Here is a 21,093-nt window from a genome sequence, read left to right on the forward strand (position 1 = left end):
GCGCGGCGTACGTCGTCAAGAAATAACCCGGTCCCCGCTGTCGTATCGTTTCCGACCACCCTTTTCAGAACGCTTACCCGCCGTACCCTCCTAGCCGGCCCCATGTACGGCGTCGTCACGCGAAACGAGGAGGAGACCGACTGGTCGGAGTTCGACCGGGCGTTCTACGAGGTCAAGGACGTCACGGGCCGGGCGACCGAGCCGGTCGAGGGGGCGGTGAACATGGTGTCGTGCTTCGGGGACAACGCCGTCGAAGGCGAGGAGGACCTCCTCTGTTTCGACGACGAGGGGACCGCGGCGACCCGGAACGAACCATACTTCGACTGGACGTACGTCTGTCCGACCCACGACCGCTACCGGGAGGGGCTGCTCGACATCATCGAGGAGGCCGCCGAGGTAAACGGCGACGTGCGCCTGGACGACGTGGGCTTTCCGCGTGAGGGGTACTGCCACTGCGACCGCTGTGAGCGCCGCTTCGCGGACAGCGACTTCGACGACTGGGAGCGGTGGCGCGCGAGCGTCATCACCGACTTCGTCGCGGCGGCCCGCGAGCGCGTCCCCGGCGACCTCTATCTGACGCTGTACCCCGACCCCTACCCGGGCCACCTCGAAGCCCGGTCCGGCGTCGCCGTCGACGACATCGAGACGTACGTCGACGAGTTCGTCGTCCCCATCTACGACATGGCCTACTCGACGACCTACTGGCTGGAGATACTCGCGAAGGGCTTCGTCGACAGGCTCTCGACGCCGTTCAGCATCGAGCTGTACGCCGTCGACGTCGACATCGACGACCTCGCGGACGCCGCCGAGGTGGCCGCCGAGTACAGCCGCTCGGTCCTCTTCGGGTACGACGCCAGCAACGCCCGGGCGACGGTCCGGCGGATGGGCGCGGACGCCCGCGAGGGCCAGTCCTTCGGCCCCGAGTGACGGCCCGGCAGCCGCCGCGTTCTTTTTAGGTCTGTACGCCGAAAGTAATGGCATGCGAAAACGCATCAACCGCGCACTCAGTCGTGCCAAATACGCAGCCACCGGCGGCGCCGTCGGCGGGGCCATCGGCGGGCTGCTCAGTCCGAAAGCCGCCAGTACGGCCGCCGGTATCGGGGCACTGGTCGGCGCGATGGTCGGCGAGAAGTGGGCCGACGCCGAGCCGGTGGTCGAGCGGGCAAAGGAGTCCGCGAAGGCCACGGCCGGCGACCGGCTGGGTTCGGCCGAGTAACGCCCGCTCTACTCGGGGCCGAAGCGGCGCTCTCGCCAGCACAGTATCTCGTCGCGGTCCCGGGTGTCCGCCGGCAGCTCCTCGAACCAGCGGGCCTCGCTTATCTCGCCGTCCGGGTCCTGAACGTCGATGTCGGTGGTCTCGGCGCGGGCCTCGAAGACGGGGAGTATCCCCCAGGTGTTGTTGTCCTCGCAGTAGAACTCCACCCGGCCGAGCATCCCCAGCCCCTCGATTCGGGCCTCGATGCCGCTCTCCTCGCGGAGTTCCCGCAGGGCCGCGTCCCTGAACGACTCCTCGCCGTCGAGTTCGCCGCCCGGCAGGACCCACCGACCGACGCCGTCGTGGCGCACCAGCAGGAGCTCGCCGGAGGGCCGGTAGGGGAGCGTGTGGGCGCCGAAGGGGGCGCCGTGGTCGCGGGCGTCCTCGGCGACGGTCCGAAAGCGGCGGCGCTTGACCCGCCGGTGGCGAGTGAACTCGACGAACTCGTCGTGGTCGTCGGCGAGTTCGTGGTAGGTCTGTTCGGCCTGCTGACTGGCCACGTCGGCGAGATACCACAGGTCGTCGACGGTGGTCATCTGTCTCCGGGAGCTGTGACGTAGCTAGCGCGCGCGGACGGCGAGAGGCGAGACGGACCAATCATGCAGCGGAGTACGCAGGAGAATCACTATAAGCCTTCGACACACCCGAGACCGTTCGAGAGACCGGGACCGCCGCGACCGCGGCGCTCCGGCCGTCCCGCTGAATCAGTCCCTTTTTGAGCAGCCACCGAGTACCGGTGGGTATGGCATTCGACGAAGACGACGAGGTTATTCTCCACGACGAGCACAGCGACTACGACGGCGAGACCGGGACCGTCACCCAGGTCGTCGAGACGATGTTCGGCGACGCGAACTACACGGTCTCCTTCGAGGACGGCCAGGAGCAGGGCGTCCCCGAGGACAACCTCGAAGCCAGCGAGTAAGACGTGCCGTCGGTTCCGTTCCACTACGTCGACCTCCGCGCGTTCTGTTATGCCACCGAGGACGAGAAACGCGTCGAGAGCGCACTTCGGACCTACCTCCCCGAGGAGTACCCAATCGAGCGAGCCGAGAGCGAGGGCCACTACGGCGACCGCATCGTCGTTCTCTCGGCTCGCGTCGAGAACGCCGACGAGGTCCGCCACGTCCTCTCGCAGGTGGCGACCCTCTCGGACATCGACGACGTGCGGGCGGAGCTGGACGACCGCGTCGACGACAACTGCTCGTTTTTCCTCACGCTCGATAAGCAGGCCGCCGTCAGCGGGGCCGTCGAACGCGGTGACGGCATCACGCTCCGTGCGAAGGTCGAGGCCTACCCGGCCAAGCGCGAGAACGCCGTCGAGAACGCCCGGGACCTGCTGGCCGAGCTGTGATGTACGAGGCCGTCCACGCCCGGCCCGACGGGCCAAGCACCGTCGCCAGACAGGCCCGAACCGCCGCCGACTACGGCTTCGACGGCGTGGTCGTCCGGAACCACGGTGACGAGGGGACTCCAGACCGCATCGCCGGGCTCGCGGACGACCTCGACGTCGACGTCGTCGACGGCATCGAGGTCCGGGCCGCGGACCCGTCACAGGCCAGCGGCCTCGTGGGTAACTACCGCTCGAAGCGGACCGTGGTCGTCGTCCACGGCGGGGACAGCGAGATAAACCGCTTCGCCGTCGAGAACCCGGCCGTCGACGTACTCGCTCACCCGATGGCGGGCGACGGGGACTTCAACCACGTGCTGGCGAAGGCGGCCGCCGACAACGGCGTCCGCGTCGAGTTCTCCTTCCACCCGGTCATCCACGGGGAGGGAGGCAGCCGCGTCCGTCGCCTGCGCGGCCTCCGGAAGCTCCGGGAGCTGGTGGACGACGCCGACGCGCCCTACGTCGTCAGCGCCGACCCGCGGAGCCACCTGGAGCTGCGGGCGCCCCGGGAGCTGGTGGCGCTGGGCGAGACCGTCGGCTTCGACGCCGACGCGATTCGGAACGGGCTGGCCGAGTGGGGCCGCCTGGCCGCGCGGAACCGCGACCGACAGGGCGACGCCTTCGTCGAACCCGGCGTTCGACGCGAGGATTCGTGACAGCTCCCGGACGTGTGGTACCTTTATTTGCGATGACGGCCACGAGAGTATTATATGGCAGACACGAGCCCGAGGTTCGGTGGTCTCGTGGTCGCCTCGCTCGCGGGCGTGGTGGGTGCGAAGTACCTCCTGGGGGGAGCGCTGGCCGCGGTGGGTGCGTCGGTGGTGGATTCGGTCCTGGTGACAGACCGCATCGCCGTGACGCTCGCGGTGGGAGTGGTGCTGGCGCTGGTCGCCGGCGCGCTGGCCGGGGCGTTCGTCCTCGCCCGGGCCATGGCTATCGCCGCGTTCCTGGCGGTCATCGCGCTCAGCTACCCGGCGCTGCGCGCGTTCGACCCCGTCACCGTCGTCGAGAGCGTCGGCATGGCGCTGTCGGTGCTCTACCTGTCGGTTCGGAGCCCGATAGTGCGGACGGAGCCGTCCCACATCGACGAGTCCGACAGCGCGACCCGCCACGGCTCGACGCTCCGGTGACGGCGTCGATGGCATCCGTTTTCACGCCGGCCCGTCAACGGAGCCGTATGAACGCAGCTAGCGGGGGTCGGCCCCGGTGAAACACCTGCCCAAACACCTCCAGCCGCGCTGGCGGTATCTCGCCGTGGCCATCGAGACGTGGCCCGACGCCGAGTTGGACCGGCGGTCGCTCCAGCGCGAGGTGTGGTACGCCACGCAGAACTTGCTCGGCGACACCGGCAGCGCCGAGGCCGACATGACGGTCCTCCGGTTCGAACACGGCGACGGCGTCGGGCACGCTATCGTCCGCGTGCGCCGGGGCCAGACCGACGCCGCACGGGCGGCGCTCGCCTGTCTCGACAGCGTTGACGGCGCCCCCGTGGGCCTGCGGGTCACCGGCACCAGCGGCACCGTTCGCGCGTGTGAGGAAAAATATATACGCGGCCCGGCAAAAGGCCCGGAACAGAGACAGGTCGTGTTCGAGACCCGGGACCGGCGTGCGCTCGCCCGCGACGGGCGGGTGGACGTACGGACCGACGACGGGTTCGCCGGCGCGACAGACCTCGACATCTAACACTATGCAGGGACAAAACCAACAGCAGGCGTACGACCGCGGAATCACTATCTTCTCCCCGGACGGGCGACTCTACCAGGTCGAATACGCCCGTGAGGCGGTCAAGCGCGGCACGGCCAGTATCGGTATCCGGACCAGCGACGGCGTCGTGCTGGCGGTCGACAAGCGCATCCGCTCGCCGCTGATGGAGCGGTCCTCCGTCGAGAAGATACACAAGGCCGACGACCACATCGGTATCGCGAGCGCCGGCCACGTCGCCGACGCCCGCCAGCTCATCGACTTTGCCCGGCGACAGGCACAGGTCAACCACCTGCGCTACGGCGAACCGGTCGGCGTCGAGACGCTCACCAAGGAGATAACCGACTACATCCAGCAGTACACGCAGGTCGGCGGCGCACGGCCGTTCGGCGTCGCGCTCATCATCGCCGGCATCGCCAACGGCGAGCCCCGCCTCTACGAGACGGACCCCTCGGGGACGCCCTACGAGTGGAAGGCCCTCGCCGTCGGCGCGGACCGGAGCGACATCCGGGACTACCTCGAAGCGAACTACGACGAGTCGATGGCGCTCGACGAGGGCGTCGACCTCGCGCTCGAAGCGCTCGCGTCGGTCACCGAGGGCGGCCTCTCCCCGGAGGGAATCGGCATCGCGACCATCGACGTCGAGACGGAGACGTTCGGCGAGCTCTCCGACGACGAGAAACGGGAGCATCTGGCGGCCGCCGACCTGCTGGCGGACCCCGACGCCGAGGAGTCCGACGCCGACGACGAAGACGACGAGGAGTAGGCGGTTTCGTTTTCGCGAGCCGACCATAGAATTAAGCCCTGGAGCGGCAAAGCCCCATGTATGGAGTGTCCACGGTGTGGGGGGACGGTCACGCGCTACCGGCTCGGCGAGCGGGAGGCGATCGGCTGCCAGGAGTGTGCCTACGTCGGGGTGTCGGTCGACCACACGGCAAAGCGCGGGCCCCCAGAGTCGTGGGACGACGCCATCGACCGGTTTCAGGACCGGGGACAGACGGTCACGGTCGTGACCCGGGACGACCTCTCCGCAGCGGTCCCCGACGGGGAGTTACCGGCCGAGGAGGAACTGGTCAACGGGGTCGGTAGCGAGGAGAGAGACGACGGGGACCTGGTGGTACCCGTTTTCGACGCTGTGGACGATGGGACAGCGGACCGCCGCGATGACGGTGAATCGGCCGACGAGACCCGACGAACGGAGTCGGCCGACGCGGGCGACTGACCAGGTCACCCGGCAGTTCGGGCCGGAAAACTCAGTCGTCGGCTTCGACTTCCTCTTCCTCGTCGCCGCCGTGACCCCGCTCTTCCTCTTCGGAGCGAGCGGCGACGAGCGCACCGCGCGCGACGCTGTACATCGGCTCGTCGGCGTGTTGCACGTCGCTGATGGAGAACGGGATCGACGCGTCTTCGAGGTGTTGCTCGAACAGCTTCTTGAACCCTTTCGGCGAGGAGGTGCCGCCGGTGACGACGACCGGGACGTCGAGCCCCTCCTCGATGTCCTCCTCGTCGACCTCCTCCTGGATTTTGCCGATGACGTAGTCGAGCAGGTTCTCGTAGTAGATGGAGAGGGCTCCCTCGACGCCGCCGACGTCGGTCTCGAAGTCGAGCTCGAAGTCGTCCTCCTTGATGGACGTGATCTTGTCGACCGGCTTGCCGGTCGCCTGGGAGGCCTGCTCGTCGATCCAGTCCCCCCCGCGGGCGACGGAGAACTTCATCACCGGCACCGCGTAGTAGGACAGACAGACGTTGGTCATCCCGGCGCCGAAGCTGATGCCCAGGCCGGTGAAGTCCCTGTCGGCGAGGTCGGAGTAGATGACGGCCATCCCCTCGTTGATGGGCTCGGCGTCATACCCCATGTCGTTGAGGAACGACTGGATGGTCTTCTGGTGATACAGCGTGGAGAGGTCCGAATCGATGGGGTCTGCCGGCGAGGAGAAGTACAGCTTCTCGTTCGGGTGGTCCGGGGAGCCGACGACCTGCTCGATGATGAGTTTCATCATCGGAATCGCGGACTGCTCGTCCGAGGAGAGAATCCCCTGGGACATCGGCCGCCGTGTCTCCTGATTGAAGATGTTCGCGAAGTTTAGGGCGTCGTCACCCAGCACGTACACGTCGTCGTCCTTCCGGATGTGGAGTACGTCCGACCGGGACAGCATCCGCTCGGCCATGTCGCTGTACTCTATCTCTACGAAGGAGTTCCGCTGCTGAACGAACACGGTGTCCGACCCGTCCTGCTGTGCCGAGATGAGGTTCATCGTCCCAACGTCGAGTCCTTTTGCCATGAGTAGCTCACTAATATTTCCCGGATAGACCACATAAATGTACGTATCTGACCGATTCGTTATTGTTTTTAGCTGATGCTTCGAGGGCGAAGAGAACCCTGATTGGTCAGGCGTCAGATGGCGCGAATCAGCCGAAAAGCGCCGCTATCGCGCGTTTTCACTTCCGACCGAGCAACGCCGCCACGCGGTCGAGCAGACTGCCCAGAACCGTCTCCTCCTCCTTGCTCGCTTCTTCCTCGCGCTTGCGCTCGCGGAGCTCCGCCAGCTTGTTCGTCTGGTCGTCGACCGTCGACTCCGACCGGTCGGTCGTCTTCTGGCCGCCCTTGACCATCGCCAGCCCCTGGACCTGTTCGTCGACGCCGCTGCGGGTGACCCGCTCGGCCTCGACGTCCATCCCCTGTACGTCCATGTCGAGCTCGCTCTCGCTGGGAGTGATTTTCAGGTCGCTCCCCTCGTCGCGCTCGACGCCGCCCCAGGTGAGGTCGACGCCCTCCATCGCCGACTCGATGTCTTCCTCGATCTGTTCGTCGGTGATCTCGTCGCCCGCGTCATCGTCCACAGCGGCGACGTCGCCGGGCCGCGGCCCCGTGCGGTCGATGTGGTAGGCGACCAGGGCCCCGCCGGTCGCCGCCAGCAAGGCGGCCAGACCGACGCCGTAGACGAACAGGACCTGGACGCTGTAGGTCGGGCCGGGCCCGACCGCCCAGTTGTAGGGGTACGCCCAGACGAAAAGCCCCAGCCCGACGAGCGACACCGCCGAGCCGGCGGCCGCGCCGTACACCGCACGCCTGCTCACCGGCAGGAGCACGACGACGCTCGACAGCGTCGCCGGCAGCGCGAGCATCCCCACCGCGATGGCCGCCTCGCGGTAGACGAAGTCCGCCGACTGGCCGCCGGCCCCGGTCAGCTGACCGATGGCGCCGATGACGAACGCGGCGATACCGAACCCGATTCCGGCAAAGAACAGCGCGAACCCGAGATAGACATCGACCTCCCGGTCCGGCTCGCCAATGTACGTCCGATACCACTCGAAGAGTCGTCCGTCATCGGTCCCGTCTGTCATAGTTTTCTCTCGGCCACGTTAGTAGGTTCATTATCCGACGGCTGTGTAATCAGTCTTTCCCGAACCGCAGTAAGGACTTTACCTGCCCCACCGTTACCGGCTGGTATGATATCGCTCGACGAGGCGGTCACGGCGCGCCTCGAATCCCACGGACAGCGGTTCGAGGTACTGGTCGACCCCGACGCGGCACTATCCATCAAACGCGGGGAGTTCGACGGCGAGCTGGAGGACGTTATCGCCGCCGAGGACATCTTCGAGAACGCCGACCGCGGCGACCGACCGCCCGAGAACATGCTCGAGGAGGTGTTCGAGACGACGGACCCGATGGAGATAATCCCGGAGGTCATCACACGCGGGGAGATACAGATTACGGCCGACCAGCGCCGCGAGATGCAGGAACAGAAGCACAAACAGCTGGTCCAGCGCATCACGCGCAACGCGGTCAACCCCCAGATGGACGACGCGCCCCACCCGCCCGAGCGCATCGAGTCGGCCCTGGAGGAGACGGACTTCCGCATCGACCCGATGGAGCCCGTCGAGACGCAGGTCGACGACGCCCTCGACGCCCTGCGGCCCGTGATTCCGATTCGCTTCGACGAGATAACCGTCGCCGTCCAGGTCCCAGCCGACTACGCGGGCAGCGCACAGGCCAAGATTCGGACCTTCGGCGAACTCGAACGCGAGGAGTGGCAGGCCGACGGCTCCTGGGTCGGCGTGCTCACCTTCCCCGCTGGGATGCAAAACGACTTCTACGACGTGGTCAACGAACACACGAGCGGCGAGGCCGAGACTCGCATCATCAAAGACGAAGACGAGATCGGCACCCGCTAGTTACCCCTGCTTGAAGCCGACCAGGAACCCGCCCGAGAAGCCGGCGCTGACCGGCAGGGCCGAGAGCAGCGACATGATCCAGCCCGGGGGCTGATTGGCGGCCGCCCCGGCGCTGCTGGTGGTGTTCTGTGCGGCCCCGCTGATGGCGTCCCAGTTCACTTGGAGGATGCCCCGCGTCTCCAGGAACTTGAAGAGCGCAAGCTCGAGGCCGACGATGACGGCGATGAGCTTCGCGATTTTCTTCGCTGCGAAGCCGATGATGCCGCCGATGACGGCACCGGTGCCCAGTTCGAGACCGATCTGCTGGAGGCTGAAGTCCATCTGTAACGCTAGCCCTGCCATACTGGATACCAACTCGTGACAGTGTATATCCTTTGTGGGCTGGCGCGGTCCGGGGGTTTCGGCCCGACCCCGTAGATTAAATAACCGGACGGCCTACGTTCGTGCGAGTGACGGCGACACACACCACAGACCGGGCGGTCCTAGTCAAACGCGTCGATAGGGGCGAGGCCGACACGGAGGAGATACGCGACCTCGCGCGGGCGGCCGGGTACGACGTGGTCGGCGAGATAACGCAGACCCGCACCGAGGACCCGGCCTACCATCTGGGAGAGGGGAAGGTGACGCGGCTCGCCAACACGGTCGCCCGCGAGGGTGCGACGACGGTCATCTTCGACAACCAACTGGGGCCGTACCAGACCTACAACATCGGCAACGAGCTCCCGAAGGGCGTGACCGTGCTCGACCGGTTCCGCCTCATCCTCGAAATCTTCGGCCAGCGGGCCCGGACGCGGAAGGCCCAGCTGCAGGTCGAACTCGCCCAGTTGCGCTACGAGCTCCCTCGGGCCGAGGCCAAGGCCAGCCTCGCGAAACGCGACGAGCGCCCCGGCTTCATGGGGCTCGGTGAGTACGACGAGTCCCGCGAAGAGGACATCAAAAAGCAGATCGCCAACATCCGCGACGAGCTGGAATCCATCGAGGAGACCGAGCAACACCGCCGCAACCAGCGCCGGGAGTCGGGCTTCGACCTCGTGGCGCTTGCGGGCTACACCAACGCCGGGAAGTCGACCCTCCTGCGACAGCTGGCCGAGGACCTTGACGTGGACCAGAACGAGGACCTCCATCCGGACCTCGACACCACGGCCGAGAGCGAGGACCGGCTGTTCACGACCCTCGGGACGACCACCCGTCGCGCGTCGGTGGGCAAGCGGGATGTACTCGTCACCGACACGGTGGGGTTCATCCAGGACCTCCCCCACTGGCTCGTCGAGTCCTTCAAGTCCACGCTCGACTCGGTGTACCGGGCCGACCTCGTCCTGCTGGTCGTCGACATCTCCGAGTCGGTCGAGGAGATACGCGAGAAGCTGGTGACGAGCCACGACACCCTCTACGAGCGCAACGAGGCCCCCATCGTGACGGTGCTGAACAAGACCGACAAGGTCGACGACGCGGAGATTCAGCGCAAGCGCGAGGCCCTGTCGGCGCTTGCCCCCAACCCCGTCGCCGTGAGCGCCGCCGAGGGGCTGAACATCGATACGTTGGCCGAGCGCATCGACGCGGACCTCCCGGACTACGAGCGCGAGCGGCTCGTCCTCCCGATGACCGACGAGACGATGAGCGTCGTCTCCTGGATTCACGACCACGCCCACGTGGAGACGGTCGACTACGGCGACGAGGTCGTAATCGAGTTCGAGGCCCGCCCCGCCATCGTCGAGCAGTCCCGGTCGAAGGCGGGGGACCTCGTGGGCGCGTCGGCCTGAGATTGTCTCTCCTGTCTGCTCGTAGCCGCTCCCCGACTTCTCGAACGTCGCCGGACGCTACCCGCGGGACGGGGACAGATGCTGTCCGGTGTACGGCTCCCGTCCCTCGACTGTGCGAACCCATACGCAGTGATATCACTTCGTCAGGTCGACCTGTATCGATTTCGCTGTGCTGATAACCTGGCCAGTGATGTCCTCCTTGAGGTAGCGGCCGGACAGCCTATCCTGTGGGCCACAGACACCGATTGCGGCGGCTGGGCCGCGCTCATCGAGGCCGAACGACGTCGCGACGCCGACGATACCGTCGAACTGTTCTTCTCTGGAAAACGCGACGCCGTTGTCCTGAACCGTTTGCAGTTCGGTGTGGAGGGTCTGTTTGTCCGTGATGCTCTGGTCCGTGGCGGCGGAGAGCCCGTGTTCCGCGACGATTTCATCGACTCGTTCCGCCGGAAGCGTCGCGAGAATCGCCTTTCCGGCGGCGGTGACGTGCAGCGGGACCCGCCCGCCACAGATGTAGTCGGGCGACCAGGAGTCGGGGTCTGCGGCCATATACGCACAGATTCCGAGCCCGTCCTCCTCGATGAACAGCGTCGTGACCTCGCCGGTCGTCTGGGCGAGATTGTCGACGTGATTCCGTGCGGCGCGGTACATCTCGTCCCTGTTGCGCGTCCGCGCGCCCAGCGAGAGCAACTGGAGCGACGGGCGGTACTTCCCGTCCGATTTTTGCACGTAGCCGAGTTCCGAGAGCGTCCCGAGGTGGTTGTAGACGACGCCCTTCGAGAGGCCGACCGAGTCGGCCAGTTCCGTGACGCCGAGGGGGTCCGTGGCGGCCACGAGCGTTTCCAGAATCTCGAAGGAGTTCGCTGTGGCTTCGACTGTTTTTGGGCCTCGTGGAGACATCGCTGTGTCACTGGATACCCGCCCGGAGGGATAACTCTGTTTGTCAGAGAAAAACGACGGTGGCCGCCGCTAGTTATTGTCTTTGTTTTACCGTGCACATTTCCGCGCACAATGTATATTATTTTAATAATGTATTATAGCGGATTATATTACGTTTTTCTCTGCCGAACGAGAGTGAAGTGCCTGAATCGCCATCATCAGGCCGTCATTAGTGAATTTTCATATCCTCCCGGAACGTTTATGTACAACTTTTCGATTCTGCCCAAACGGTTACACGATGAAGTCAGCTACACTGCACGGCCCGAACTCGGTCGAGGTCAGCGAACGGGAACGACCGGAGCCGTCGAGTGACGAACTGCTCGTCGAGATAAACGCCTGTGGCGTCTGTACGACGGACCTGCACATGTACAGCGGCGGGCTCACCGTCGACTACCCGATGACTCCCGGTCACGAGAGCGCCGGCGAGGTCGTCGCAGTCGGGAGCGACGTAGGCGGCTACGAGGCGGGTGACCGGGTCGCCATCAACCCCTCGATTCCGTGCTACGAGTGTCCGGCCTGTAAGTCGGGTCGGGAGAACCTCTGTACGGACCTCACCTCGCTTGGCGGCGCGGCCACCCACATCATCGAGGGCGCGTTCGCGGAGTACGTCACCGTCCCCGCCGGCAACGTCGAAGACATCGGCGACCTCGACTACAGCACGGCCGCCTTCGCGGAGCCGCTCGGGTGCTGTATCAACGGCGTCGACCAGGTCGACCTCACCAGCGGCGAGACGGTTGTCGTCATCGGCGCCGGTGCCATCGGGCTCCTGCTCACGCAGCTCCTCGAAACCAGCGGTGCGGGGACCGTGGTCGTCTCCGAACCCGTCGACGAACGCCGCGAGATGGCCCTCGAAGTCGGGGCGGACCACGTCGTCGACCCCATCGAGGACGACGTGGCGACGGCCATCCCCGACTCGGCGGGGGACGTCGACGTGGCCATCGAGGCCGTCGGACTGCCCGACACCATCGAGCAGGCTCACGAGCTCACCGGGCCCGGCGGTCGAACCCTCGTGTTCGGCGTCCCGCCGGAGGACGCCACCATCGAGATTTCGCCGTTCGACGTGTTCTACGAGCAGCGCGAACTCCTCGGGACCTACTCTCTGACGCCAGATACGTTCGCCCGAGCGGTGACGCTCCTCCAGAACGGCCGCATAGACACGGAGACGCTCATCACCGACGAGTTCGGGATAGAGGGGCTGGAGCAGGCCTTCGAGCAGATGGAGGCCCGCGACGGGCTGAAGAAGATGGTCTATCCGAACCAGTAGACTCCGCGGAAAACACACACCATACAATTCAAAAAAATGACACCGAATACCGAGACATACGACCGACGAACGGTTCTGAAAGCTACCAGTGCCGGCCTGCTCGCCGGCCTCGCAGGCTGTACGCGCGGCGGGGACGAAGCGAGCGAGAGCACCCCGGCCGAAATCGACCTCAGTAAGTACGAAGACGCCGACATCGACTGGTCCCAGTTCGATGGCGCGTCTATCAACATCGGTGCCGTCCAACATCCCTGGGTCGACGCCATCAAGCCGGCCGTGCCGGTGTTCGAGGAACTGACCGGTATCTCCGTGAACTGGAACGTGCTCCCGGAAAACCAGTTCCGGACCAGGCGACAGACCGACGTGAGCACCGGTGCCGGGCAGTTCGACGTGTTCTTCATGGACCAGGTCGTCAACCAGTACAACCACGAGGGGTGGCTGCAACCGCTCGACCCGTACTTCGACGACGGCAGCCTGTACGACGAGAACTGGTACCAGCCGGACGACCTTTTCGAAGCGTCCCGATGGCAGGCCCAGGGCGGTCCCTACGCCGACGGGTGGACCGGGCTCCCGATAACCGTCGAGGTCCAGACCCAGTTCTACCGGACCGACCTCTACGAGAAGCACGGACTGGAGGTCGCCGAGACCCTAGAACAGTTCCGTGAGAACGCCCGAACGATACACGAGAACGAATCCGATATCGTCGGGACGGTCGGTCGCGGCCAGAAGGGCTACGGCATGAATATCTTCGTTCTGAACGCGTTCCTCCGACAGAACGGGGAGTCGCTGTGGACCAGCTTCTCGGACGACTCCGGGCTCGACACGCAGGGGACGATCAACGCTGTAGAGTGGTACGCCAGCCTGCTACAGGACTACGGTCCCCAGGGCGCGTCCTCGCAGAGCTGGTCCGACGCGCTCACCACGATGCAGGAGGGGCGGGCCGGCCACATCGTCTCGGACGCCAACCTGTTCTGGCCCGGGTTGACCGGCGAGGATTCCTCGATAGCCGACAACGTCGGTATCGCGAAGATACCGCGACCGGCTGACGGCGAGTTCGCGCCCAACGCGTACAACTGGCAGCTCTCGACGTCCAAGAACGCGTCCAACTCCAAGGCGGGCTTCCTGTTCATGCTGTTTGCGACGTCGGAGCCCACCAACACCTGGATGCATCTCAACAGCGACGCGGCGTTCTCCGTCCGCCAGTCCGTCTGGGAGAACGACGAGTTCCGCTCGCGCGTCGGCGAGGAGTTCGCGCAGGTCTCGCTCGAATCCCTCCAGGCGGCAAAGCCCGACCCGTTCGACCGGAAGTACCCCGAGTGGGGCCAGCGGTACTCTGAGGAACTCCAGCGGGCTATCGCCGGCCAGAAATCCGCCGAGGACGCGATGAACCAGGCCGCGGCTACCGCTGAGGACGCGTACAGCCAATGAACGCGCAGTTCGGTGACCTCTCCGAAGAGACATGAGCACTCCATCCCAAACGAAGTCGGAAACCGCAGACAGCGGGCTCGCCAGAGTCCGGGACCTGTGGAACGACTATCTCCCGTACTGGTTCATGGCACCGATGGTGCTGGTGATGATGACGATCACCTTCTTCCCCGGCGCCTACGACCTCTATCTCAGTCTGATATCGGAGCCGACGATGAACGTGTTCGCGGCCGACTTCGTCGGGCTACAACACTACGAGACGGCGTTCACCAGCGGTGGCGCGGCGCATTCGTTCGTCATCACGATAACCGTCGTCGCCAGTGCGCTGCTCCTAGAGACTGTCCTCGGGTTCGGTCTGGCGGCGCTGGTGGCCGGCGTCGACGCCGGTCGGATGAAGTCGTTCTACCGGGTCCTGTTCATCCTCCCGATGGCCGTCGCGCCGGTCTCGCTCGCGACGATCGGACGGATCATGCTGAACAGCCAGATCGGCGTCATCCCGTACGTGATAGAGACCTGGACGCCGCTCGCGTCCCCGGGGTTCCTCTCGGAGGTGCCGTTGCTGACGGTCATCCTCCTGGACACGTGGAACTGGACCCCGTTCATGTTCATCATCTTCTACGCGGGCCTGTCGTCGGTTCCCGACACGCTGGTTGAAGCGTCCCGCGTCGACGGCGCGCCGCTGTGGCGACGCTACGTCCACGTCATCATCCCGTACATGAAACCGGTGGTGTTCGTCGCGACGCTCATCCGGCTCATCGACCTGTTCCGGACGTTCGGGGTCGTCTACGGGCTGACCCAGGGCGGGCCCGGAACGGCCACCCAGCTGGTGAGTATCAACATCTACGAGCAGATGTTCATCAACAACCAGACCGGCGTCGCCGCTGCCATCGCCATCGTCTACCTCGTCATGGTCATCGCGCTGGCGAACATCGTCATCGCGAAAGTCGGCTTCGAGGGGGTGTGGGACTGATGGCGACGCCCGACGTCGAGCCTGGTGCGTCCCAGCGCCTCGACAAGGAGACGCGCGAACGGCTCGTCACAGTGGTCCGACACACTATCCTGCTGGCGTGGTCGTTCGTCGTACTCTTCCCCCTGTACTGGCTGGCCTCGATGTCGCTGAAACCGCCCGGGACAGCGAACTCGCTCCCGCCGGACTGGGTCTTCCTGCCGACGTTCTACAACTACATCCAGCTCGTCCAGAGCTCGGAGTTCGTCACGGCCTTCGCCAACAGCTTGCTGATGGTCGGCGTCTCGGTCGTGCTCGTCTTGCTCATCGGCGTGCCGGCGGCGTACGTCCTCTCGCGGTACGACATCCCCATGGAGCGGGACGTACTGGTGTGGATTCTCTCCTCGCGGATGCTCCCGCCGATAGCCGTCGTGCTCCCGTTTTTCCTCATCTTCCGGGCGCTCAACCTCTTCGACAGCCGGATCGGGATGGTGCTGATGTACGTCAGCATCAACCTCTCACTTGTGGTGTGGGTGATGAAGGCGTTCTTCGACGGCATCCCGGAGACGCTGGAGGAGGCGGCGCGCGTCGACGGCGCGACCCGATTCCAGGGTTTCCGGAAGGTCGTCTTGCCGGCGGCCAAGCCCGGCATCTTCTCGGTCGCGATTATCAGCTTCATCTTCGCGTGGATCGAACTGCTGTTCGGGCTCGTGTTGACGAGCTTCAAGGCGGTGCCCGTGACGCTGTTCGTCTACTCGTTCATCGGCTCGCGGTCGATAGAGTGGGGGATGCTCGCGGCCGCCTCGACGGCGATGATTCTCCCTATCGCGATATTCCTGATTGCTGTCAACAAGTACCTCGCGGCCGGACTCAGCTTCGGCGTGGTGATCAAAGAATGAACGCGACTTCCCACGGACGACAGGCATCGATAGCAACCGACCCCTGCGCAGCGGGGACAGACAGCTGCACGACGGAGGACGACTAATGGCGGAGATAACGATAAACGACGTTACGAAGGAGTTCGGCGACGGAACAGAGTCAGTCACCGCGGTCGACGACGTCTCCCTCGACATCGCGGACGGGGAGTTCGTCGTCTTCGTCGGCCCGTCCGGGAGCGGGAAGTCCACCCTTATGCGAATCGTCGCGGGGCTCGAGACACAGACCGAGGGCGACATCGAAATCGGCGACACCGTCGTCAACCAGCTCGGGCCGCGTGCACGGGACATCGCGATGGTGTTCCAGAACTACGCGCTGTACCCGAACATGACCGTCGAGGAGAACATGAGCTTCGGGCTCAAGATGTCGACGGACATGTCCGCGGACGATATCGAAACCAGCGTCACGTCCACGGCCGAGATGATGGGTATCGAGAGCTTACTCGACAACAAGCCGGGTGAGCTCTCCGGCGGGCAACAACAGCGCGTCGCGCTCGGCCGGGCCATCGTCCGGGACCCGAACGTCTTCCTGATGGACGAGCCGCTGAGCAATCTGGACGCCAAGCTCCGGGCGGAGATGCGGACCGAGATAAACCGCCTCCAGAACGACCTCGGCGTCACCACGCTCTATGTCACCCACGACCAGACCGAAGCGATGACGATGGGCGATAGACTGGTCGTCCTCGACCACGGGGAACTCCAGCAGGTCGGGACGCCGCTGGAGTGTTTCTACCGGCCCGCGAACCGGTTCGTCGCCAGCTTCATCGGGTCGCCGTCGATGAACTTCTTCGACGGCACTGCCAGAGGCGGCAGTCTCCAGTGTGGCGGCTTCGAGTACACCCTCTCGGACCGGATGCAGGGGAACGTCGGGAGCCACGGCGACCTGGCCCTCGGTATACGCCCCGAAGACGTGGAACTGCACAAGGAGGCCGTCGATGCGAACAGCTTCGAGGTTACCGTCGACGTGGTCGAACCCATGGGGAGCATCTCCTACGTCTACTGTAAGGTCGTGGGCCAGGAGAGCGACGAGACGTTCGTCGTCGAGGTCGACGGCCAGCAGCCGGTCACCGAGGGCGACGAACGCTACGCACACGTGCCCGTCACGGAGGCCCACCTCTTCGACGGTGCTACCGGTGAGACGCTCCACCAGCGGAAACTCGACGGCGACACCCTCGACTCGCTCACCCAACAGTCCCAGGACACGAGTGCGAGCGCGGACTAGCTGTGCCTCGATACGGCCGCCGGAACAGCGCGTGGCCCGGCTATTCAAGTAGTCGTTGGGGCCATATAGTCCATGCGCGTCACTGACTACGAACTGTTTGCCGTCCCGCCGCGGTGGCTCCTGCTCAAACTGGAGACGAGCGACGGTCTCGTCGGGTGGGGCGAACCCATCGTCCAGGGGCGCCTCCAGACCGTCAAGGCCGCCGTCGACGAGCTCGTCGGGGGATATCTCCTCGGCAAAGACCCGCTGGCCATCGACCGTCACTGGCGGACGATGTACCAGGGCGGCTACTACCGCGGCGGGCCGATTCTCATGAGTGCGTTGGCCGGTATCGACCACGCCCTCTGGGATATCAAGGGGAAACACTACGGGGCGCCGGTCCACGAACTGCTGGGCAGTCACGTCCGCGACAAAGTGCTCGTCCACCAGTGGGTCGGCGGCGAGGACAGAGAGGAGATAGCGAAGGAGGCCATCGACCGCCGCAACCAGGGGTACAAGGCCATCAAGCTGAACGCGACGGTCGAGTTCCGGGCCCTGGAACCGCCGGACGCGGTCGAACGGGCGCGCCGTCGGGTCGCCACTGTCCGGGACGCCATCGGCGACGAGCTCTACCTCGGCGTCGACTTCCACGGTCGCGTTTCGCGACCGATGACCCGCCGTCTCGTCGAGGCCATCGAACCGTACGACCTGATGTTCGTCGACCAGCCGCTACTGCCGGAACACTCCGAGTTCCTCTCGACGCTCACCGCACAGACGACGGTTCCCATCGCGACCGGCGAGCGGTTCTACTCGCGGTACGACTTCAAACGGCTCCTCGCCGACGGTGCGGTGACGGTCATCCAGCCCGACGTGACACACGTCGGTGGGATAACGGAACTGCGGAAGATAGCGACCATGGCCGAGGCGTTCGACGTGACGATGATACCCCACTGCCCGCTGAGCCCCGTCGCCTTCGCGGCGAACCTGCAGGTCGTCTTCTGTTCGCACAACGCTCTGATGCAGGAACAGGACCTGTCGCTCCACGACCCGGACGAGAGCGTCGGCCTCCAGTATCTCGAAGACCCTTCCACGTTCGAGTTCGACGACGGCTACGTCCGGCGCCCGACTGAGCCGGGACTGGGCATCGACGTCGACGAGGAGTACGTTCGCAAGCAGTCACGCGCAGACGTCGGGTGGTACAATCCGGTCTGGCACCACGAAGACGGTGGCATCGCGGAGTGGTGAGTCCCGGAGGAACAATCGAGCACCTGTCTCGGGCGCGCACGGAAGCCCCCTGTAGCGCTCCCGACACTCATCATCGGTCCCACAGCACGCCCGGAACCGCCTCCAGCAAATCGGTCGCGACCAGCCCGGACCCGTACTCCTCGACGACGGCGTCGCCAGCGGCGCCGTTGGCGTAGGCCCCGAGAGCGGCGGCGTGACGGGGGTCGAGCACGCAGGCCAGCGCCCCGGTGACGCCGGCGAGCACGTCGCCGGTCCCGCCGACTGTCATCCCAGCGTTGCCCGTCCGGCTGATTCTGGTCCGCTCGCCGTCGGATATCACGTCGTCGGCGCCCTTGACCAGGAGCGTGTGGCCGATGTCGGCCGCGAACTCCGCTACGAGTTCGGCCCGCTCGCGCCAGTCGTCGCTGGTCTCCCCGCCCATCCCGACGAGTTCGCCCTGGTGGGGCGTACAGACCAGCTCTGCGTCGGTCTCGATGCCGGGGACGACCTGGAGGGCGTCGGCGTCGACCACGGCGGCCCCCTCGAACCCAGAGAGCAGGGACTCGACGGCCGAGAGCGTCCGGTCGGCGCTCCCCAGCCCCGGCCCCAGAACGACGGTGTCGTGGTCCGCGGCGAGGTCGGCCACCCAGTCGACGTGGCTCGGCCCGAGCCGGTCGCCGTCGTACCCGCGGACGATGAGGTTCTCGCTGTACCCCTGTATCTCCCGGGCGACGGATTCGGGAGCGGCAACCCGGACGAGGTCGGCGCCCGCTCGCAGTGCGGCCTGTCCGGCCAGGGCCGGCGCGCCGGTGTAGGGGCCCCCGCCGACGACCAGCACCTCGCCGTTGTCGCCCTTGTGGCTCGCGGGGTCCCGCGAGAGCCGCTGGAGGTCGCCCCGCTCGACGAACCGCTCGGCAGCATCGGGGATGCCGATGTCGGCGACGGTGACCGAGGCCGTGAGCTCGTCTAACCCCGGCTTCGTGTCGTGGAACGTGACGACGTGGTCGGCCGCGACGGCGTTGTCGGCGAGGTCGCCGGTCTCGCAGTCGAGCCCTGAGGGGACGTCCACGGAGAGGACCGTCGCCGCCGACTCGTTCATGGACTCGGCGGCCGTCGCCGCCGGCTCCCGGAGCGCGCCGCTGATGCCGGTCCCGAGCATCGCGTCGACCGCGAGGTCCGGCTCGCCGAGGTCAAACCCGGCGCTGTCGCGGACCTGTTCGGTGGGGTAGTCGGCCGACTGCAGGGCGTCCCAGTTCGACCGCGAGATGTCGGTGGTGATGGTCTCCGGGCGGCCCAGCAGGCAGACCCGCAGGTCGTAGTCGTCGAGAAAGCGGGCGGCCACGAGCGCGTCGCCGCCGTTGTTCCCACGGCCGGCGACGATGGTCACTGTCGCGCCCGGGTCGACGTGGTCCCGTACCGCCCGCGCGAGGGCGTGGCCTGACGATTCCATCAGCTGCTTTCGCGGGACGCCGAGCGCCTCGGCGTTCGCGTCGACGACGGCCATCTCGGAGCCGGTGAGCATACCGGCGCTTGGCCCGCCACGCTCCTAACGGTGGGGGACGACGCCCGACCGGGTCAGTACTCTATCTCGAACCCGTCTATGCCTTCGGGCTCCTCCTCGCTGACCTCGACCGTGCTGACGCTTGCCATCTCGCTGCCCTCGTAGCAGAAATCCACCATCGCGTCAACGGCCTCGGGGTCGCCCTCGAACACCGCTTCGACGCGCCCGTCGTCGAGGTTCTTCACCCAGCCGTCGACGCCCCGTTCCTGTGCGGTGTCCCGCGTCGTCGCCCGGAAGAAGACGCCCTGTACCCGGCCCGTGACGTAGACGTGGGCTCGCTTTCGTGACATAGATCGGCCTTCGGCGGGGTGGTAGTTATGTCCGGGGGTCGAGACACTGTGTGTGGTGTCTTGCCGACCTATCGCGCCCCGGTACGTCCGGCCTACAGGTCCCGCCCGCCCGAACGCAGGTAGTGAAACAGATACGTCTGCGTGTAGCCGGCGTACTCGCCGCCGAGCGTCTCCCGGATGGCGCGTGAGGTGTCGGCGTAGTTCCCGCGGTCGCAGTCCGGGTAGAACTCGGCGATTGTCGTCTGAATCCACGTGTCCAGCGGGACCGCTTCCAGATAGCCCAGCGAGAACAGGAGGATGCAGTCGGCCACCTTGTCGCCGACCCCGACGAACTGGGTGAGGTGCTCGCGGGCGTCCTCGTAGTCCAGCCCGCGGGCGTCCTCGGGGTCGGCCTCGCCGCTCGCGACCAGCTCGGCCGAGCGCTTGACGTAGGGGGCGCGGTAGCCCAGGCTCAGCTCCCGGAGGGCGGCCTCGCTGGCGTCTGCGAGGGCCTCGGGCGTCGGGAAGGCGTGATACGTCTCGCCGTCGAATTCGACGGTTTCCCCGAACTCCCGCCGGAGCGCCTGTTGCATCCCGTGGATGCGGCCGACGCGCATCTGCGCCGAGCAGATGAAGGAAATCAGCGTGGGGAAAGCAGGGTCCCGGACGATTCGCATCCCCCAGTAGGCGTCGTAGGCCTCCTCGACGACGGCGTCGGGCGGTGCGGTCTCGCGGATGGCTGGCAGGTCGTCGCCGAGCCCCAACAGCGTGTGGAGGGCGTCCGCGGCGTCGAACGACGCCGCCCACTCCAGCCGTCCGTCGGTCTGGCGCACCCGGACGACCTCCGGCCGGCCGTCGACCCGCAGCGTCGTCCAGTACCACGCCGACCCGCCGCTGGCGGCGGTGCGCTCGTACATCCGTCCGTCCTCGCGGTCCCAGAGATACGACTGGCCGCTCTCGACGGTCGCCTGCAGGTCGATACCGCCGGGCAGCGACGCCGCGTCTATCGAGCCCCGTTCCATTGGGCGATAGTTAGCGCCGACGCGTATCGGG

Annotated in this window: 25 protein-coding genes; 17 read left to right on the plus strand and 8 right to left on the minus strand. The window is 66.1% G+C overall.

The window, feature by feature from the left end; genetic code table 11:
• Window positions 1-102 precede the first annotated feature (102 nt).
• Window positions 103-927: a glycoside hydrolase family protein gene (locus NJQ98_RS04770; RefSeq protein ID WP_262176274.1), complete on the plus strand. Its 825-nt coding sequence runs from the start codon at window positions 103-105 to the stop codon at window positions 925-927.
• Between the two features lie 52 nt (window positions 928-979).
• A complete protein-coding gene (locus NJQ98_RS04775) occupies window positions 980-1,216 on the plus strand; it encodes a glycine zipper 2TM domain-containing protein (RefSeq protein ID WP_262176278.1) in 237 nt (78 codons plus the stop codon).
• An 8-nt stretch (window positions 1,217-1,224) separates the two neighbouring features.
• Here NJQ98_RS04775 and NJQ98_RS04780 read toward each other — a convergent pair whose 3' ends face one another.
• Window positions 1,225-1,791 (minus strand): NUDIX hydrolase, encoded by a 567-nt coding sequence (locus NJQ98_RS04780; protein ID WP_262176280.1) that lies wholly within the window; start codon window positions 1,789-1,791, stop codon window positions 1,225-1,227.
• A gap of 206 nt (window positions 1,792-1,997) precedes the next feature.
• Between NJQ98_RS04780 and NJQ98_RS04785 the strand changes: the two genes are divergently transcribed.
• From NJQ98_RS04785 to NJQ98_RS04815, 7 genes are all read left to right on the plus strand, one after another.
• Complete coding sequence (locus tag NJQ98_RS04785; protein ID WP_262176282.1) at window positions 1,998-2,177, plus strand: DUF1918 domain-containing protein; 180 nt, start codon at window positions 1,998-2,000, stop codon at window positions 2,175-2,177.
• A gap of 3 nt (window positions 2,178-2,180) precedes the next feature.
• Window positions 2,181-2,606: an RNA-binding protein gene (locus tag NJQ98_RS04790; protein WP_262176284.1), complete on the plus strand. Its 426-nt coding sequence runs from the start codon at window positions 2,181-2,183 to the stop codon at window positions 2,604-2,606.
• Window positions 2,606-3,298 (plus strand): RNase P subunit p30 family protein, encoded by a 693-nt coding sequence (locus NJQ98_RS04795; RefSeq protein WP_262176286.1) that lies wholly within the window; start codon window positions 2,606-2,608, stop codon window positions 3,296-3,298. The genes NJQ98_RS04790 and NJQ98_RS04795 overlap by 1 nt, the downstream gene beginning before the upstream one ends.
• A gap of 54 nt (window positions 3,299-3,352) precedes the next feature.
• Entirely contained in the window at window positions 3,353-3,772 is a 420-nt protein-coding gene (locus tag NJQ98_RS04800) for a hypothetical protein (protein ID WP_262176289.1), read from the plus strand.
• A gap of 76 nt (window positions 3,773-3,848) precedes the next feature.
• Window positions 3,849-4,325, plus strand: a complete 477-nt coding sequence (locus tag NJQ98_RS04805; RefSeq protein WP_262176291.1) for an Rpp14/Pop5 family protein — start codon at window positions 3,849-3,851, stop codon at window positions 4,323-4,325.
• Window positions 4,326-4,329: 4 nt separating this feature from the next.
• A complete protein-coding gene (gene psmA, locus NJQ98_RS04810) occupies window positions 4,330-5,109 on the plus strand; it encodes an archaeal proteasome endopeptidase complex subunit alpha (RefSeq protein WP_262176294.1) in 780 nt (259 codons plus the stop codon).
• A 60-nt stretch (window positions 5,110-5,169) separates the two neighbouring features.
• On the plus strand, window positions 5,170-5,565 hold the full coding sequence (locus NJQ98_RS04815) for a hypothetical protein (RefSeq protein ID WP_262176296.1): 396 nt from the start codon (window positions 5,170-5,172) through the stop codon (window positions 5,563-5,565).
• A 31-nt stretch (window positions 5,566-5,596) separates the two neighbouring features.
• On the opposite strand, the gene NJQ98_RS04820 is transcribed toward NJQ98_RS04815, so the two are convergent.
• Together NJQ98_RS04820 and NJQ98_RS04825 are read right to left on the minus strand one after the other, a co-directional pair.
• Window positions 5,597-6,625, minus strand: coding sequence for a disk-shape morphogenesis protein volactin (locus tag NJQ98_RS04820; protein ID WP_262176299.1), 1,029 nt, complete (start codon window positions 6,623-6,625; stop codon window positions 5,597-5,599).
• A gap of 157 nt (window positions 6,626-6,782) precedes the next feature.
• Complete coding sequence (locus NJQ98_RS04825; RefSeq protein ID WP_262176301.1) at window positions 6,783-7,688, minus strand: cell division protein CdpA domain-containing protein; 906 nt, start codon at window positions 7,686-7,688, stop codon at window positions 6,783-6,785.
• Between the two features lie 105 nt (window positions 7,689-7,793).
• On the opposite strand from NJQ98_RS04825, the gene NJQ98_RS04830 reads away from it, so the two are divergent.
• Window positions 7,794-8,519 (plus strand): ribosome assembly factor SBDS, encoded by a 726-nt coding sequence (locus NJQ98_RS04830; protein ID WP_262176303.1) that lies wholly within the window; start codon window positions 7,794-7,796, stop codon window positions 8,517-8,519.
• Here NJQ98_RS04830 and NJQ98_RS04835 read toward each other — a convergent pair whose 3' ends face one another.
• The gene (locus tag NJQ98_RS04835; RefSeq protein ID WP_262176304.1) at window positions 8,520-8,861 is read right to left on the minus strand and encodes an FUN14 domain-containing protein; all 342 of its coding nucleotides are present in this window, start codon (window positions 8,859-8,861) and stop codon (window positions 8,520-8,522) included.
• 107 nt (window positions 8,862-8,968) lie between these two features.
• Between NJQ98_RS04835 and hflX the strand changes: the two genes are divergently transcribed.
• Window positions 8,969-10,279, plus strand: a complete 1,311-nt coding sequence (hflX, locus tag NJQ98_RS04840; RefSeq protein WP_262176307.1) for a GTPase HflX — start codon at window positions 8,969-8,971, stop codon at window positions 10,277-10,279.
• 135 nt (window positions 10,280-10,414) lie between these two features.
• Here hflX and NJQ98_RS04845 read toward each other — a convergent pair whose 3' ends face one another.
• On the minus strand, window positions 10,415-11,179 hold the full coding sequence (locus NJQ98_RS04845) for an IclR family transcriptional regulator (RefSeq protein WP_262176310.1): 765 nt from the start codon (window positions 11,177-11,179) through the stop codon (window positions 10,415-10,417).
• A 277-nt stretch (window positions 11,180-11,456) separates the two neighbouring features.
• Between NJQ98_RS04845 and NJQ98_RS04850 the strand changes: the two genes are divergently transcribed.
• From NJQ98_RS04850 to dgoD, 6 genes are all read left to right on the plus strand, one after another.
• A complete protein-coding gene (locus NJQ98_RS04850) occupies window positions 11,457-12,482 on the plus strand; it encodes a zinc-dependent alcohol dehydrogenase family protein (protein WP_262176312.1) in 1,026 nt (341 codons plus the stop codon).
• A gap of 36 nt (window positions 12,483-12,518) precedes the next feature.
• Window positions 12,519-13,907 (plus strand): extracellular solute-binding protein, encoded by a 1,389-nt coding sequence (locus NJQ98_RS04855; RefSeq protein WP_262176315.1) that lies wholly within the window; start codon window positions 12,519-12,521, stop codon window positions 13,905-13,907.
• Between the two features lie 31 nt (window positions 13,908-13,938).
• Window positions 13,939-14,874, plus strand: a complete 936-nt coding sequence (locus NJQ98_RS04860; protein WP_262176317.1) for a carbohydrate ABC transporter permease — start codon at window positions 13,939-13,941, stop codon at window positions 14,872-14,874.
• Window positions 14,874-15,749: a carbohydrate ABC transporter permease gene (locus NJQ98_RS04865; RefSeq protein WP_262176320.1), complete on the plus strand. Its 876-nt coding sequence runs from the start codon at window positions 14,874-14,876 to the stop codon at window positions 15,747-15,749. Before NJQ98_RS04860 ends, NJQ98_RS04865 begins: the two co-directional genes overlap by 1 nt.
• 85 nt (window positions 15,750-15,834) lie before the next feature.
• Window positions 15,835-17,007, plus strand: coding sequence for an ABC transporter ATP-binding protein (locus NJQ98_RS04870; protein ID WP_262176323.1), 1,173 nt, complete (start codon window positions 15,835-15,837; stop codon window positions 17,005-17,007).
• 72 nt (window positions 17,008-17,079) lie between these two features.
• On the plus strand, window positions 17,080-18,231 hold the full coding sequence (dgoD, locus tag NJQ98_RS04875; RefSeq protein ID WP_262176326.1) for a galactonate dehydratase: 1,152 nt from the start codon (window positions 17,080-17,082) through the stop codon (window positions 18,229-18,231).
• A gap of 70 nt (window positions 18,232-18,301) precedes the next feature.
• On the opposite strand, the gene NJQ98_RS04880 is transcribed toward dgoD, so the two are convergent.
• The 3 genes from NJQ98_RS04880 to NJQ98_RS04890 all read right to left on the minus strand — a co-directional run bounded on the left by NJQ98_RS04880 (window position 18,302) and on the right by NJQ98_RS04890 (window position 21,062).
• Window positions 18,302-19,732, minus strand: coding sequence for an NAD(P)H-hydrate dehydratase (locus NJQ98_RS04880; RefSeq protein ID WP_262176328.1), 1,431 nt, complete (start codon window positions 19,730-19,732; stop codon window positions 18,302-18,304).
• Between the two features lie 53 nt (window positions 19,733-19,785).
• Complete coding sequence (locus NJQ98_RS04885) at window positions 19,786-20,061, minus strand: acylphosphatase (RefSeq protein WP_262176331.1); 276 nt, start codon at window positions 20,059-20,061, stop codon at window positions 19,786-19,788.
• Between the two features lie 92 nt (window positions 20,062-20,153).
• A complete protein-coding gene (locus NJQ98_RS04890) occupies window positions 20,154-21,062 on the minus strand; it encodes a DNA-3-methyladenine glycosylase family protein (protein ID WP_262176334.1) in 909 nt (302 codons plus the stop codon).
• Window positions 21,063-21,093: the final 31 nt, after the last annotated feature.

This window comes from Haloarcula laminariae (assembly GCF_025457605.1).
Lineage (GTDB): Archaea > Halobacteriota > Halobacteria > Halobacteriales > Haloarculaceae > Haloarcula > Haloarcula laminariae.

What these genes read in the sequence shown, in the direction of transcription:
- NJQ98_RS04770 (WP_262176274.1), top strand. Translation starts at nt 103, where the DNA reads ATGTACGGCGTCGTCACGCGAAACGAGGAGGAGACCGACTGGTCGGAG.
- NJQ98_RS04775 (WP_262176278.1), top strand. Translation starts at nt 980, where the DNA reads ATGCGAAAACGCATCAACCGCGCACTCAGTCGTGCCAAATACGCAGCC.
- NJQ98_RS04780 (WP_262176280.1), bottom strand. Translation starts at nt 1,791, where the DNA reads ATGACCACCGTCGACGACCTGTGGTATCTCGCCGACGTGGCCAGTCAG.
- NJQ98_RS04785 (WP_262176282.1), top strand. Translation starts at nt 1,998, where the DNA reads ATGGCATTCGACGAAGACGACGAGGTTATTCTCCACGACGAGCACAGC.
- NJQ98_RS04795 (WP_262176286.1), top strand. Translation starts at nt 2,606, where the DNA reads ATGTACGAGGCCGTCCACGCCCGGCCCGACGGGCCAAGCACCGTCGCC.
- NJQ98_RS04800 (WP_262176289.1), top strand. Translation starts at nt 3,353, where the DNA reads ATGGCAGACACGAGCCCGAGGTTCGGTGGTCTCGTGGTCGCCTCGCTC.
- psmA (WP_262176294.1), top strand. Translation starts at nt 4,330, where the DNA reads ATGCAGGGACAAAACCAACAGCAGGCGTACGACCGCGGAATCACTATC.
- NJQ98_RS04815 (WP_262176296.1), top strand. Translation starts at nt 5,170, where the DNA reads ATGGAGTGTCCACGGTGTGGGGGGACGGTCACGCGCTACCGGCTCGGC.
- NJQ98_RS04820 (WP_262176299.1), bottom strand. Translation starts at nt 6,625, where the DNA reads ATGGCAAAAGGACTCGACGTTGGGACGATGAACCTCATCTCGGCACAG.
- NJQ98_RS04825 (WP_262176301.1), bottom strand. Translation starts at nt 7,688, where the DNA reads ATGACAGACGGGACCGATGACGGACGACTCTTCGAGTGGTATCGGACG.
- NJQ98_RS04830 (WP_262176303.1), top strand. Translation starts at nt 7,794, where the DNA reads ATGATATCGCTCGACGAGGCGGTCACGGCGCGCCTCGAATCCCACGGA.
- NJQ98_RS04835 (WP_262176304.1), bottom strand. Translation starts at nt 8,861, where the DNA reads ATGGCAGGGCTAGCGTTACAGATGGACTTCAGCCTCCAGCAGATCGGT.
- NJQ98_RS04845 (WP_262176310.1), bottom strand. Translation starts at nt 11,179, where the DNA reads ATGTCTCCACGAGGCCCAAAAACAGTCGAAGCCACAGCGAACTCCTTC.
- NJQ98_RS04850 (WP_262176312.1), top strand. Translation starts at nt 11,457, where the DNA reads ATGAAGTCAGCTACACTGCACGGCCCGAACTCGGTCGAGGTCAGCGAA.
- NJQ98_RS04855 (WP_262176315.1), top strand. Translation starts at nt 12,519, where the DNA reads ATGACACCGAATACCGAGACATACGACCGACGAACGGTTCTGAAAGCT.
- NJQ98_RS04860 (WP_262176317.1), top strand. Translation starts at nt 13,939, where the DNA reads ATGAGCACTCCATCCCAAACGAAGTCGGAAACCGCAGACAGCGGGCTC.
- NJQ98_RS04865 (WP_262176320.1), top strand. Translation starts at nt 14,874, where the DNA reads ATGGCGACGCCCGACGTCGAGCCTGGTGCGTCCCAGCGCCTCGACAAG.
- NJQ98_RS04870 (WP_262176323.1), top strand. Translation starts at nt 15,835, where the DNA reads ATGGCGGAGATAACGATAAACGACGTTACGAAGGAGTTCGGCGACGGA.
- dgoD (WP_262176326.1), top strand. Translation starts at nt 17,080, where the DNA reads ATGCGCGTCACTGACTACGAACTGTTTGCCGTCCCGCCGCGGTGGCTC.
- NJQ98_RS04880 (WP_262176328.1), bottom strand. Translation starts at nt 19,732, where the DNA reads ATGCTCACCGGCTCCGAGATGGCCGTCGTCGACGCGAACGCCGAGGCG.
- NJQ98_RS04885 (WP_262176331.1), bottom strand. Translation starts at nt 20,061, where the DNA reads ATGTCACGAAAGCGAGCCCACGTCTACGTCACGGGCCGGGTACAGGGC.
- NJQ98_RS04890 (WP_262176334.1), bottom strand. Translation starts at nt 21,062, where the DNA reads ATGGAACGGGGCTCGATAGACGCGGCGTCGCTGCCCGGCGGTATCGAC.